This is a genomic window from Carboxylicivirga litoralis (genome assembly GCF_025499605.1).
Classification (GTDB): Bacteria; Bacteroidota; Bacteroidia; order Bacteroidales; family Marinilabiliaceae; genus Carboxylicivirga; species Carboxylicivirga litoralis.
On the sequence record NZ_JAFMVC010000019.1, the window covers coordinates 70303 to 84257 of the forward strand.

The window sequence follows — 13955 nt, forward strand, 5'->3', positions numbered from 1 at the left end:
GCTATCTTCTCAGGTGTTTTTAGTGAAGGAAAAGATAGAAATCAAGAGCTATTGCTTGATAGCTAATGAATTATATTAGGTTAATTGAAGCTTAATGTATATTTTACTTTAGTAATACAATTTGTTAACTATATATTGTTGTATGAAAATTGCAATATGTATATTTGTGAAACAACAATCTGTCTATTTAATTAATTTACATTATTAACGCAAAGTATCATGAATGTATACTTGGAATACCTGGTTCTTCTAACCGCCAGTTCGGTGTTTTATTTGCCCGTTGTTTATTACATAGGAAAGAGATCAATTATTTGGAAAGTAGCCCTTTACTTTTTGCCTAGCCTGGCTATTTTGGCTTTTACAGCTTTTAGCTTTGGCGTTTCACACAACTACTGGCTTTTTGTGCCGGCTCTGGGCGCCTTATTTGCAACGGTTTATGTGTTGCAACGGGTTGTTAAAAAGCCGATTGGTCAAATACAAGCTATTATTGCCAGTTTAGAGAAAGGCGATTTGCTTAAGGCTAAGGAGCTTGACCAGATTAGTGGCAACAATGAGTTTGGAGTGATTAGCCGCGACTTGCAAAAGATGAGTGCTAATATTTCTCGCATTATCAGAGATATTAAGCAAATCTCAGGTGAGTTAGTTAGTCATGGCGACCAATTATCTCATTCGGCCAATCATTTGACTACGGCGTCTAATACACAGGCGGTTAATATTGAAGAGATAAGTGCGAGTATTGAGGAGATTAACAGTAATCTTCAGCAGAGTTCATATAATGCCAACAGTGCTGAAAAAATTTCTAGAAATGCCGAACAAGGGATTAAGAATGTGTCCAATACCTCAATGCTGACCAATGATGCGATGAGGAAAATCAATACAGATGCCTTAACTATTAATGAGATAGCTATGAATACTAAGATTCTGGCATTAAATGCTGCAATTGAAGCCGCCAAAGCCGCTGAACACGGTAGAGGTTTTGCCATTGTGGCCAAGGAAGTGCAAAAGTTGGCTGAGGGCACGGAGGTGATTGCAGATAGTATTACCAAAGAGGCATCGGCAACGGTGTCGCTCACCATGGAGTCTAATGAGTATGTATCGCGAACAGTGCCAGAGGTTCAAAAGACAATGACCATGGTGAACGAAATTGCGGCCAGCTCAATGGAACAAACAAAGGCCATGGAACAGATCTCTTTATCGATGCAGCAGCTTAATGAGATAACCCAGGAAAACAGTGCCAGCAGTGAAGAGTTAAGTGCCAGTGCAAACCGACTTTTTGAGCAAGCCAGTGAGATGAATAAGTTGGTTGAAGTGTTTAAAGTGTAAATCGGATATGTAATACCATATTTTACAATAAAATAATAATTGAGCAGTAAGCCACTCCTTTTTAGGGGTGGCTTTTTTATTTTCCAGCTCTAAAATTATGATAACGCATGTGACCTGATAAATACCGAGTATACTCTGTAGACTCGCGAGTTTAATAATATCAAATTTGCCAAAACTCAAGTGTAAAATGTTAGACGTTATTGGAGTTAATATCAGAAAAAAAAGAAAGGAAAGAGGATACTCTCAGGAAAAACTAGCCTTTAAAGCAGGCATTGATCGATCGTATATGGGGTACATCGAAAATGGGAAATACAACATAACCATATTAAAACTCGACCAAATAGCCAGGGCTTTAGATGTCAGTATCTCAGACCTTATTTATTAAACTAAAGTTTCAAAGTCATGAAGGATTTAAATCAGTTAATTGAGGTCACATATCCTTATAATTCATTAAAGGATATACGGACTCAAGGCACCACCGTAACGGCCTCTTTTGAGCAAGAGCTGTTTGATGCCAGTCAGGTTGAAGGAATAACCTTAGCAGAAGCCGGACGCCACATAGCTATTTTAGGAAGTTTAGCGGTGGCTAATATCAATCCGGTTAAAAACAAGCATTTCTATTTGGCAAGCAAAGCCACGCTCAAAAGGGTTCACAGCCGTCCATGCACCAGCACCAGCTACCGGGGCATTATGAATGCTATCGATTTCAATAAAAAGTGTGGCATGGCCGAAGGAGCGATTCACGATTCAGAAGGTAAAATTTTATATACAGCAGAGGTGCAGTACTCTGTTTTGACCGTTCAATTGTTCGAACGTTTCTTCCGCAAATATAAATCAACAGAATTCCGCGCTAATGGTTTTAGTCCTTATGGCGATGTAGTTAAGCTTTACGATATGAATTTATGTGTCGAAACCAGTTCGGCTTCACTTGGAGAAGTGAAACCAGAATGGTGCGTAGGCCATTTCGATGAATACCCGGCTTTGCCTGTGGCGCAAATTAGTCAGGGACTAATGAACCTGGCAGCTGCGCAAAACAGGTTGATAAAAAATAAGGATAATCAGTTTTGTATTAAAGAAGTGAATATGGATGCAGAATCGTTTATTTTCGCCGGGCAAAACCTGAGTTTTAAAAGTGAATACGATACTAATAACGATTATTTTAAAACAAAAGCATACACCGAGGAGGTGGCCGATGCAGTGTCCTTAGATTGCTGGATGTACTAATCGGAGTGTGGCACCAGCCAGAATATCCAGGCGCTTGAGATTGGTCATTGAATAGTCTTGGATGATGGTGTCGCATTGCTTCTGTTTTGTATTCTCTCTGATTAGGCTTGTTTGTATGTATGTCGAATGGAGAATACCCAAAGAGGGCGTCTGATGCAGACGCCCTCTTTGTTGTTTAAGAAAAGAGTATTGATTATTGAGCTACCTGAGTAATCGAAACATAATCGAAATAATTGCCGGCCTCCAGGGTAATGTCCATTTTAATGGTTTTTCCACTTGTGTTTTCCGGCAATGAAATAATCATGGTTGTATTGTTTTTGCGTTCAAAAGTAAAAGCCTCTTCAACTATTTTGTAGGAGCCTTTCTCCATGTTCACTTCTTCAGAATTGTAATATTGGTAAATCTGTTCATTTATTTTAATAGCATCAATCCACCACCATTCACCTTTTGTTGTTATGGTTGCTGATGAAGCTTGTGCTCCTAGTTCTACGCTTTTGGTTGATAAGTGAATATTATCATCCCATATACCAATAAGTTGTTCTTCATCTGATTGACACGATAGGAATAGTAAACTTGCCAGAAGGACAATGCTTAGTTTTTTCATCTTTTAGAGTTTGAGTTTGTTTTTAGGTAGATGCTTTGTGTTTTAATTGGTTGCGTCACGACATCATTTTTTGGTTTTTGATATAAAAAGCACGAGTTCATCAACTAATTTTGGTACAAGTGGTAATTGCCCATCGATATAAGTAGCCATGTTGGCTTTTTGCTCTATTGGCGCTTCTTTCAGCACATGATTCATGTTTTCGATTAAAAGTAGTTGTGATTCTTCGGATGCTTCATGTAACCTTTCGGCATTATCTACTGATACTTGCAGGTCGGTTGTTCCGTTGATGATTAACAGGGGAGTCGTTAGTTTTTGAATTTCTTCACACGGGGCGTATTTAATCCACGAAATCATATAGGGCTGAATGGCCGGACGAAAGAGGTTGTAGAGCCACGGACTAACAGAATCCACTTTTTGGCCTTCTTTAAGAGACGATAAGATGTCGACAGATTCTTGGTAAAGGCTATCTGAAAGTTTATCTTTTAATTGTGTCTCAAGCACTTTATCAATAGAATACCCTGCTCCGGCAATAGAAATAAAACCATCAACTGCTGTTTTCTGTGCTGCTACCATACCTATTAATGAGCCCTGACTATGACCGGCCAAATAGATTGATGAGAAGCGTTTGTCGCTCTTCAGTTGTTTAAGCCATAGTACCACATCATCAATAAAGACTTCAAATCGCAAATCGTGTTGTTCAATAGCAGCCTTATAACTTTTGCCTATGCCGCGTTTGTCGTATCGCAATGAGGATATGTTATTTTGGGCCAAAGCTTCGGCCAGGAGTTTGTAGGCATTTGTGTGCATGGCCATGCCGCTGTTGCCATTTTGGTCAGTTGGCCCCGAGCCCGGAATAATAATGACAATGGGAGTGGGGTGGAGGGAGTCGGCCACTGTAATGGTGCCATAAAGGGTGCCGGTAGCCGTGTTCAAGGTAATTATCTCGTTGAATTGGTTTTGGCCATAAACCAGTCCGCTTGAGAGCAGTAAAAGCGTAAAAATAAGTATTTTCATAGTTAAGCGTTTGGTAAATAAAGATACGATTATAAACGCATTGTCTGTCAAATTCAACAACTCATTAATAAATAACGCCTGTTAATCAATTTGTACTGGACATCCACATGGCTTTTCAATACTTTGAAACCCGTTAAAAACTTAAACCTCTAAACAATGAAAATCGGGATATTGAAAAGCACCATAGCGGTGCTTGTTTTTGTGTTGGCTTTTCTTTCTTGTAATGTAAATGCTCAGACTAAAAAAGAAGTGCAGTTTTCGCTGGACACCTTGTATCGTTCGCACTTAAAACTGAACGATGAGTATCGACAATTAATTGAAAGGTGGAAGCAATACGATGCTTTTTACCGACACGTGAAAGCAACCATGCTCGAGAAAGAACTGGCAAATGAGCCCATAGAAGAGGGAGCGGTGTTAGTTGATGAGGCATGGAATAAACAAACAGCTCATCTGAAATCATTGGAGGATTCAACGGTTTATCTCGTCGATTCTTTAAATAGATTATATGAGCAACATCAGTTGTTGCAATTGCAAAATGAATTGTATCTGCGAATGCTTACGGGGCAGCTCAATGAAGCTGCCTTTCCCCACACCGAAAAAGAACTATTGGGTTCCTGGAATTTATTTTTAAAGCCGATGCAACTATCTGGCGATGCTTATCATTCGGGTTTGATTAGCCATAATCCTTTTACAGTTGCAGATTCATTACAGCAATACAATATTTACCGCCTCGAGTTTTTACCTGATGAGCTGGCTAATATTTACTTTAAGGATGGTCGTAGTCAAAAGTGCTTTTATGAAGTCAATGCGTTTAGTGCCGGACAGCCGTATTCAATTTCATACAGCAAGCAAGAAGAGTTTAAAATGACGATTCATGTGTCGCCTATGCCGTCTGGCCTAGAAGTATCGTATGAAATACCATTGGACACTACGCAGGTATTGTATTTTAATGGGGTGATGAAACCTTAATAATTTGCAGGGAGAAAGTAAAAGGATGCCATCTTTATTAGCACAATTACAAATAAAGATGGCATCCTTTTTATTCTTACGTCTAAAGTCTTATATCTGTTTTAAAACCGATAACCGGCCTTTTGAATATCCTGTAAAGTATTAATTGGTTTCTCCGGCTTTAGATATGTATTCATGTGTTTGTATATTTTAACGCGAATCTCCTTGGCAATTCTTGTGTCCATGCGATCGAATGAGTGTCCACCCGGCACATCTTCATATATCTCGTAATCAAATTGCTTGTTATCTGCTTTTAACGATTTAATCAAGTGCTCTACTTCCAGCACATGCACGTCGTTATCATTGGTATTGGTGTGAATCAATAATGGTGTATTCTTGAATTTATGCGTGTTCCAGGCTGGAGAACGACGACGGTATTCTTCCACATTCTGATGTGCCGATTGTCCAATATGGTAATCTGCTTCGTAAAGCGCTCGGTAGTCGTCTTCGTAATATCCCATGCGAGCTACCAGGTCGCTTACCGGCACACCGGCATACGCTACCGCATAGTCATTGGCGTATTCAAAAATGTTGAATAGGGTGATTAAGCCACCATGACTCCATCCCATAATACCCACGCGGTCGGCATCAATAAATGAGTAGTTTTCCAACATATAGTTTTTACTGGCATACACATCCTGCACTTCCAATCCGCCGTAATCAATTTTTTCATAATGACCTTTACCATAGCCGGTGCTTCCTCTATATTCGGCAGCAACCACCACATACCCCTGGCTCACCAGTTCGTGCACAATATGTGTGTAATAAGTCGTAAAGTCGGCATGCACGCCGCCATGAGGCAAGACCATCAATGGGTATTTTTTGTTGGTATCGATGTCTTTGGGAAAGAACAGGTAGGACCAGAATTTAACCGGATTGCCAGCACCCAATGCAGTTGGGTTTTTCTCCTTCCACTTGGGAGGGCCATACATATATACTTTATCGACATGAGCAATGTCGCCCAATCGTTCGTGCCACATCAGGTCGTCCACCATCTTTTCAAGTCGATCTAATCGATGGCGCAGGTTTTCGTCCTGCTGATTCAGTATCTTCTTAAGGTCTTGATTTTGTCCAAATAAGCTTACCGTTATAACGAATAGTAATGCGAGTGCAGAAAATAGTTTATTCATAGTTAATGGATTTACAAATTAAACCCAAGTAATAAAAAACGGCGCTTATCAACAATGATAAATGCCGTTTTTTTATAAAGTTGATACACATGGATGTAGAACACGGCATCATTTAAAAATAGCTTTTGTTGAAGCAAAGAGATTAGTAAGACCGGGAAGTTTCGAACTTGTTCGGAAATCACCCGGCCGCACTTATTTCTGAGCTGAATAAGATAGCTATTTATAAAGTAGCCTTGATTTTCTTTGCTTACTTTCTTTTATCAAGAAAAGAAAAGTAAGTCAGGGTTTAAGGGATGAAATCCCTTACTTTATAATGTATAAACTTAGATTTTATATGACATCTATTTGTTACAGATCCACAATTGTTACGCCACTGCCACCGTGTTGCACATGCTCGTCTCGGAAAGAACGGACAAAAGGTAAGGTGTCCAGTTGTTCGCGTATCATGATTCGTAAGATGCCATTTCCTTTGCCATGTAGGACTTTTACTTGTGGTACTTCGCAAATTACGGCTTCATCTAAATGGTTTAATACAAGTTGAATGGCTTCTTCTGTGCGTTTGCCTCGTACATCAATATCGGGTTTAAATGTTAGTTTGCGCTCCCGCACTTTATCACCCACATTGGAGTACGATGCATTGGGGTTGCTAATATTAGCCCGTTTAACAGCTTTGTTGCTCACGCGCTCCAGGCGATTAAGCTTCACGGTTGTGCTTAGGCTGCCAAAAGCCACAGTTGCCTCTTTGCCTTGAATTTTAAGAACCTCTCCGGGCGTATTTTGTCCTTTCAACTTAACGTTATCGCCTACCTCAATTGGGGTTTCCTTCTTTCCAGGACGAAGTTTGGATGCTGTTTCTGCTTCACTGTCTTTATTCTTCTTTCGGTTGGCTTTACGTTTTTCGCGCTCTTCTATCTGGCGAATCTTGCGTTCAATCTTTTCGTCTTTATCTTTCTTATCGCTTGCCAGCTCTTTAAAACCTTCCAGTTTCTGGCGGGCCTGCTTGGTTTTTTCTTTATTGGCCTGCGTTTCCTTAATGGTGCGAATGGTGTTTTCTATTTCTTTATTGGCATTCGACAGCAAGTGCTCGGCCTCCGCTTTGGCTTGATCCAGTATTTCTTTGCGTTCTTTTTTAATATTCTGCAAATCCAGCTGGTAGCGTTCCAACACATCGGCCAGCTTTTTCTCATTGATGCGAATGGTGTTACGCTTTTGCTCCCAATAACGCTTGTCGCGAACTATCTCGCGCAGGTTTTTATCGTAATCCACATGTTCTTGCCCAATCTTTTCTTTAGCGCTGGAGAGTATGTTTTCGGGCAAACCAATTTTGCGTGCTATTTCAAAGGCAAAGGACGAACCGGGTTGTGCAATCTGCAATTTATAGAGCGGCATAATTCGGCCGGTGTCAAATAACATGGCGCCGTTTTCAATGCCTTCGGTTTGAGAGGCCAGGTGTTTCAGGTTAGTGTAGTGGGTTGTAATAACACCATATACTTTCTGGAGGTTTAATTGCTCTAACACACTTTCGGCGATGGCACCACCCAGCATTGGCTCAGTTCCAGTTCCAAACTCATCAATTAATATTAATGTTTCTTTTTGGCTATAACGCAAAAAGTGTTTCATATTAAACAGATGCGAGCTATAGGTACTAAGGTCGTTTTCAATTGACTGCTCATCACCCATGTCCATAAAGATGTGTTTAAAAAAGCCCATGCTCGAACCTTCATTCATCGGCACCATCAATCCACACTGAAACATGTATTGTACCAGACCAACTGTTTGCAGACACACCGACTTACCTCCGGCGTTGGGTCCTGAAATCAATAGCAGGCGTTGTTTAGGGTCGGACAGTTCCATATCCAAAGGCACCACCTCTTTGTTCACCGCTTTATGCTGAAGGTATAAGAGAGGATGAATCGCCTCTTTCCAGATAAAGTTTTGTTTCTTTTTATAATTGGGCAAAAGGGCGTTGATGCTGATGGCAAAACGAGCTTTAGCTCTTATAAAATCGATGGTGCCCATAAAACGATACGATTCCATCAAATCATCAATGTAGGGGCGAATCACATCCGCCATCTCGATGAGTATGCGGGTCATCTCTCTACGTTCTGCATATTCCAGTTCGCGCAGTTCGTTATTGATTTCCACGACCTCAGCCGGCTCAATAAACGATGTTTTGCCGGTAGCCGACTCGTCCTGAACGATACCGCCCAGCTTTCGTTTGTTGGCAGCCGGAACCGGAATAACCGCCCGGCCATCGCGTATGGAAACGGTTACATCAGCGTCGACCAAACCATCTTGTTTGGCACGTTTTAAAATAGCGCTCAGCTTACGGGATATACTGTTTTGTTTGTTAAACAATTCTTTGCGAATGCGCGCCAACTCGGGTGAAGCGCTGTCTTTTATTTTTCCAAACTTATTGAGTATACCATCAATATTATCCAGTATAAAAGGAAAAACAGCTACTTCTGCCACCAATTCTTTTAATGTGGGGTAATCTTCTTCTTCCTTCTTATTAAAAAAGCGACAGATATCGTTGATGGTAGTTAGCGAACGTTTGAGATCAAACAATTCGCTTTCTTCCATAAAACGTCCTTCGGTGCGAATACGAGCCAAGGGTTCGCGTACATCAATAAAATAGCCACTCGGAAAATTATCTTCTTCGAGGCATACTTTTTTAAATTCGTTGGTACGCAGTAAATTAAGATTAACCTCGTCGAAATTGGTGCTGAAGGTCATCTCATCAACCACTTCTTTACCAAGCCCACTCATGCAACTTTCTTTTACCAACTCACGAATGCGGGTAAACTTTATCTTATCTTCGAAACTATCTGGATATATCACTTTTGCAATTTTGTGTAAAAATAGCAAAACCGCTTTGCTTTATGAAAGAACTGCCAGAAGATGGCAGATGAATTATAAAAAAAGTGTTAAAAATCTTTTTTTTTAGGTGGCGGCACTTGACACCACCACATTAAGGGCGTAATTTAGCTTTCGAATTCAAAGCAAAGGCTCTCCTGGTCCCCAAATATAGAAACATTCGGATGTGTGTGAGGTTTAGGTTAGAATTTTTTTCTTAGAATGTTTCTTCGCCTGTCTCCCCAGACAGGCTTTTTTATTTTTAAGGGTTTAGTGCAGTGTTGGCATATTGATTTAGAGCGTTGTATAGCTGAATAGGTGAGAGGGTTCGCCATTTTACACTGTTAAGTTTTCCTCCATAAAGGATGTAATAATTCAGATTGATCTTATCAAACTCTTCAATGATGTGCTGCCTGAAGTTGACAGCTATAATCCAACCATCTTCAATGTCGTTAAACCAATCTTCGTAATAAGCATCGTCGGAGTAATGGAAGTTGAGGACATTTTCGCCTATCAAAATATACTTCTGGATGCCATTCCTTTCGAGGTTTTCGATAACTGTTCGTTTCAGATGCATGATGTCATTATACAGGCAATCGTTCCATTCGCCCATTAGCTCAATGATGGCAAATTGTAGGTCGTAGTTGACGTACAGAATTTTAAGATAGAGTGTTTTTGAACCAAATTCATCCCATTTAGGATGGATATAATGGTCGTAGATGGTGTTGCGACATAAGAACTCATCATGAACTTCACCGTAGTAAAGTGAGTTAGGGTCTTCGTTGGAGTGATAAATATTTTCCCATCGGGCAAAAGGTTCAATGTTTTGCATGCTTTGACTGAATATGGTATTTACTTAAATGCAAAAATACATACTATCGTTGAAAACAGGTGGATTGTCGAACTAATGTGAGTTACATAGGCCAAGATTATCAGTTAATTTCCTGATTTATTTCATGAAAAAAAAATATAAAGTCTGATTTAAGTCTTGTTTTGGCTTTGGCGACCTTCCTAATTTTGGAGCATAAAATCCGATAAAATGAGCGCGTTAAAAAAATTGAAAGAGAGAGGCTATTTAGAGCGACGCCGATATGAGGCGTTATTCTTTTTATTGTTTTTTGGAGCCTTTTTTGGCTACCTGGGGCACGTAATGGGAGTTACCAATCTGTTAAACACATTGATGCGTACCGCGCACGATTTATTAATGAACACGGTTTTCTTTATTATGGGAATCACTGTGTTGACAGGAGCCTTAGGCCGTTTAATGATTGAGTTCGGTGTCGTTCGTTTACTGGAGGTAATGTTGGCACCTTTAATGCGTCCATTGTTTAACTTGCCTGGGGTAAGTGCTTTGGCTGGTTTGATGACCTTTTTCTCAGATAATCCGGCCATCATCAGTTTGTCGAATGACAAAAACTTCAGTCGTTATTTTAAAACACATGAGTTGATTTCGTTGACTAACTTTGGTACTGCCTTTGGAATGGGTTTGATTGTACTGGCTTTTATGACTGGTCTTGGATTCTTCTCAGGTGCGATGATTGGATTGGCTGGAGCGGTTATTGGTGCAGTTATCTCAACCCGGTTGATGCAACGCCTGATTAGAGGTAAAATACCTGCCGATAAGGAGTTTAAAGGCAATGGTGACGAAGAGAAGATTTCTTTTGAATCGAAAGGGAGCACTTTTCAGCGGTTTTTAAATGCCATGCTTGATGGCGGTAAATCAGGAGTTAATCTTGGTTTAGCGATTATACCTGGAGTGCTTGTGATTAGTACCATCGTGATGGTTGTTACCTTTAAACCTGCTGATGCAGCCATTGGTTATCAGGGATTGGCTTACGAAGGAGTGCCTATCTTGCCAAAACTAGCCGGCTCGGTAGATTGGTTGTTTAAATGGTTATTTGGATTTGAACACCCTGAGTTAATCGCCTTTCCGGTCACATCATTAGGTGCTGTTGGTGCTGCTTTATCAATGGTAAAAGCATTTATTGCACAAGGTATTGTGGGCGGTAACGAAATTGCAGTTTTTACAGCGATGGGAATGTGCTGGAGTGGATACTTGAGTACACATACAGCAATGCTGGATACACTTAACTTCCGTGAACTGACTTCTAAAGCACTGTTGGCTCATACTATAGGAGGTTTATTTGCAGGAATTGCGGCACACTACATCTTTGTGTTGTTTAGTTCATTAGGAATAGCTTAAAGATTCGAAATAATGCAATAAAAAAAGAGTGAGTCATCATTGGCTCACTCTTTTGCTTTTATAGGATTTAATATTTTAAATATTAGCCAATCGATTGAAGAATCGGTCGATGCCAAGCAAAGCAAATAAGCCAATAACGGTAAAATACACAATGGAAGGAAGATTTTTAAGTGCTAAGGCCATATCGCCTAATTGCTTATTGAAACTATCCATATTAATAAATGTCGTGTCTGGTTTGAGTTCATTCCAGTAATCAATAATTACCGTTGCATCTACTAAAAAACTGATGGCCAAAAGAGCTGCAAAACTACCCAAGATCCACCAGCGATTACTGTTGTTAATTAAAGGTTTATACTCAACTTTTTGAGCTGTCCAATCTTTAAAAACCTTATCCATTGTATTGGATTTAAGCGAATCGGGTGCTTGCTCTACACTATAGCCGTTGAATAAATCTTTAATGATTTGGTCATCGATATCTTCTGTATGTTTACGCTTATCAGTCATGGTTTCAAATCTAAATAAAAGACTTTAATTCTCCCTTTAATAATTGTTCCAGTTCTGTTTGTAGTTGTTTTCGTCCGCGATGCAATTTGATTTTCACATTCGACTTCGACAAACCAGTTGCCTGAACAATCTCTTCAATACTTTGCTCTTTGTAATAATACAGTATTATTATAAAAGCATCATCTTCTTTCAGGTTCTTAAGTGCTTTTTTCAGAAAGACTTTTCTTTCCTGCTGTTCTAAACGATTCAAGTTATCGGCAAAGTTAAAAGCATTTTGTCTCTCCACTTCCGGGCTTTCAATGCTAGTTGTTTCTGTTTTACGGCTTCTGATTTTTGAAATCGCCGCGTTATAGACAATTCGATACAGCCAGGTCGAAAATTCAGCATCGCCTTTAAACTTACCAAGCGCCTTATACGCCTTGAAAAAAGCATCCTGAGTAACTTCTTCAGCCTCTTCTTTGTTTTTAACAATGCTATGGGCCAATGTAAATGCCATGTGCTGATAATTATCGATGAGTTGAGCATACGAACCAACATCGCCTGCTTTAACTAGTTTGATCAGTTTTATGTCATTTGAGTTACTCATTTGTACGAATAGGACGCCACTATTTTAAAATAGGTTACAAGTCTTTTCGATAATTTACTTACAATGTAATATTAAGGCAAGATTTTCAACGAATTAAAAATAGTAAGAAAAAATTTGGCTCGATTTTGTAACCACCATAAAATTACTGGCGTCATACGAGTGAGCGCTCTGGGAGAGAAGTTGAAATAAAAACGTAAAACATTAAAATATAGAATTATGGAAGGTGCATTAGCTATTATTTTTATTTTCGGAGGAATAACTGCCATTATTATTTCTTTGGCTTATTTCAGACATAGAAGAATTGAACGCACGGCACTAATAGCTGCCGGAAAAGATGCTTCAATATTTGAACAAGGAAAACCAAAGCATTATTTAAGCTTGAAATATGGTATGCTATTGGTTGGTTTAGCAGTAGGTGTTATTCTTGGTGGTGTATTAGAAGCTAATACCATGATGCCGGAGGAAGCTGCTTACCTATCGATGATACTATTATGGGGAGGCTTAAGCTTGATTGTATTTTATGGTATTCATAAAAAGATTATGACCGATGAATAATTCGGTAAGAGATTGATAAAGAAAAGCCACTCGTTGAGTGGCTTTTTTATTGTCTGATAATCGACTCGGGTTATTAAATAAACCCCCTTGTTTCACTTATAATAACCAGCAACTCTAGGATTTCATCATCACTTAAAGCTTTACAATTAAGGATGGCATCAAAGAAGTCGATGTCCTTTTTGCCTTTTTCAAAATAATCGCGGAACATGGCTCTGCGCTTGTCCTGAGCCTGACATTTTTTTTGAGCCTCAACAATGTTTATATGCTCTTCTTCAGCTACCACCCCAGCGCGCCAGTCGAGGGGGGCTTCCAGCTTAACATGAAAGGAGCGTTCAATGTTTTTTGTAATTGCCTCTCCGGCGCGGCCTACAATAATAACGTAACCTTGTTCTGCTTCATCGTAAATATATTTGGCAATGGTGTTTTTAATGGTTGCATCACCCGGATAGAAGTCTTCGCTAAAAAACAAAGCTAAATCTTTGAAAAAGCTTCCGTGTTTATAATCACTAAGTTCTTTCACCAATGCTGATGATAGTTTAAGTTCTTTTGCTGATTCTTCCAGAATTTCTTTGCTAATCCATCGCCAGACTTTGCATTCACCACTGGCTTCACTTTTGCTTGTGAGTATTTCAGCCAATTTTTCTGCGATGCGTTTTCCATGGCAACCGTATTCGCGCGATATTGTAATAACCGGACCAGGTTGTTGAGTAGACATACGAGGTTTTTCCTGTTTGCCCTCGCGGTTGGTCATGTATTTTAAAAAGAGATTGTCCATAGGTTGATTTTTGGTTAGAAAACAGTTTATAAGATACAATGTTTCGACCTGAAAGCAAAATTTCAACCTGGGCTAATAAAAAAGAAAAAGGACAGATGTGAAACCTGTCCTTACCCTTAATCAGTTCGTTAACTAAATCCAAAATCTATGAAAAAAAATCTACAGTGCAAATA

Annotated in this window: 14 protein-coding genes; 6 read left to right on the plus strand and 8 right to left on the minus strand. The window is 39.5% G+C overall.

Features of this window, described 5'->3' with window-relative positions; all coding sequences use genetic code 11:
• Positions 1–219: 219 nt before the first annotated feature.
• The 3 genes from J1N10_RS15875 (at position 220) to J1N10_RS15885 (ending at position 2547) form a co-directional block, all read left to right on the plus strand.
• Positions 220–1323, plus strand: coding sequence for a methyl-accepting chemotaxis protein (locus tag J1N10_RS15875; protein WP_262327716.1), 1104 nt, complete (start codon positions 220–222; stop codon positions 1321–1323).
• 187 nt (positions 1324–1510) lie between these two features.
• A complete protein-coding gene (locus J1N10_RS15880; RefSeq protein WP_262327717.1) occupies positions 1511–1708 on the plus strand; it encodes a helix-turn-helix domain-containing protein in 198 nt (65 codons plus the stop codon).
• 17 nt (positions 1709–1725) lie between these two features.
• A complete protein-coding gene (locus J1N10_RS15885; protein ID WP_262327718.1) occupies positions 1726–2547 on the plus strand; it encodes a hypothetical protein in 822 nt (273 codons plus the stop codon).
• A 193-nt stretch (positions 2548–2740) separates the two neighbouring features.
• On the opposite strand, the gene J1N10_RS15890 is transcribed toward J1N10_RS15885, so the two are convergent.
• Both J1N10_RS15890 and J1N10_RS15895 read right to left on the minus strand, forming a co-directional pair.
• Positions 2741–3151, minus strand: a complete 411-nt coding sequence (locus tag J1N10_RS15890) for a hypothetical protein (protein ID WP_262327719.1) — start codon at positions 3149–3151, stop codon at positions 2741–2743.
• A 63-nt stretch (positions 3152–3214) separates the two neighbouring features.
• Positions 3215–4165 (minus strand): alpha/beta hydrolase, encoded by a 951-nt coding sequence (locus tag J1N10_RS15895; protein WP_262327720.1) that lies wholly within the window; start codon positions 4163–4165, stop codon positions 3215–3217.
• A 156-nt stretch (positions 4166–4321) separates the two neighbouring features.
• On the opposite strand from J1N10_RS15895, the gene J1N10_RS15900 reads away from it, so the two are divergent.
• Positions 4322–5134, plus strand: coding sequence for a hypothetical protein (locus tag J1N10_RS15900; protein WP_262327721.1), 813 nt, complete (start codon positions 4322–4324; stop codon positions 5132–5134).
• Between the two features lie 101 nt (positions 5135–5235).
• Here the strand turns inward: J1N10_RS15900 and J1N10_RS15905 are convergent, their stop codons facing one another.
• From J1N10_RS15905 to J1N10_RS15915, 3 genes are all read right to left on the minus strand, one after another.
• A complete protein-coding gene (locus J1N10_RS15905; RefSeq protein ID WP_262327722.1) occupies positions 5236–6303 on the minus strand; it encodes an alpha/beta hydrolase family protein in 1068 nt (355 codons plus the stop codon).
• Positions 6304–6651: 348 nt separating this feature from the next.
• Positions 6652–9144, minus strand: a complete 2493-nt coding sequence (locus J1N10_RS15910) for an endonuclease MutS2 (RefSeq protein WP_262327723.1) — start codon at positions 9142–9144, stop codon at positions 6652–6654.
• Positions 9145–9421: 277 nt separating this feature from the next.
• Positions 9422–9991, minus strand: coding sequence for a hypothetical protein (locus J1N10_RS15915; protein WP_262327724.1), 570 nt, complete (start codon positions 9989–9991; stop codon positions 9422–9424).
• Positions 9992–10198: 207 nt separating this feature from the next.
• Between J1N10_RS15915 and J1N10_RS15920 the strand changes: the two genes are divergently transcribed.
• On the plus strand, positions 10199–11362 hold the full coding sequence (locus tag J1N10_RS15920; protein ID WP_262327725.1) for a CD0519/CD1768 family membrane protein: 1164 nt from the start codon (positions 10199–10201) through the stop codon (positions 11360–11362).
• 75 nt (positions 11363–11437) lie between these two features.
• Here the strand turns inward: J1N10_RS15920 and J1N10_RS15925 are convergent, their stop codons facing one another.
• A complete protein-coding gene (locus J1N10_RS15925) occupies positions 11438–11866 on the minus strand; it encodes a hypothetical protein (protein ID WP_262327726.1) in 429 nt (142 codons plus the stop codon).
• Between the two features lie 10 nt (positions 11867–11876).
• Positions 11877–12452 (minus strand): RNA polymerase sigma factor, encoded by a 576-nt coding sequence (locus tag J1N10_RS15930; RefSeq protein ID WP_262327727.1) that lies wholly within the window; start codon positions 12450–12452, stop codon positions 11877–11879.
• Between the two features lie 216 nt (positions 12453–12668).
• On the opposite strand from J1N10_RS15930, the gene J1N10_RS15935 reads away from it, so the two are divergent.
• A complete protein-coding gene (locus J1N10_RS15935; protein ID WP_262327728.1) occupies positions 12669–13007 on the plus strand; it encodes a DUF6249 domain-containing protein in 339 nt (112 codons plus the stop codon).
• 73 nt (positions 13008–13080) lie between these two features.
• Here the strand turns inward: J1N10_RS15935 and J1N10_RS15940 are convergent, their stop codons facing one another.
• Complete coding sequence (locus J1N10_RS15940; RefSeq protein WP_262327729.1) at positions 13081–13782, minus strand: cytidylate kinase-like family protein; 702 nt, start codon at positions 13780–13782, stop codon at positions 13081–13083.
• Between the last annotated feature and the right edge of the window lie 173 nt (positions 13783–13955).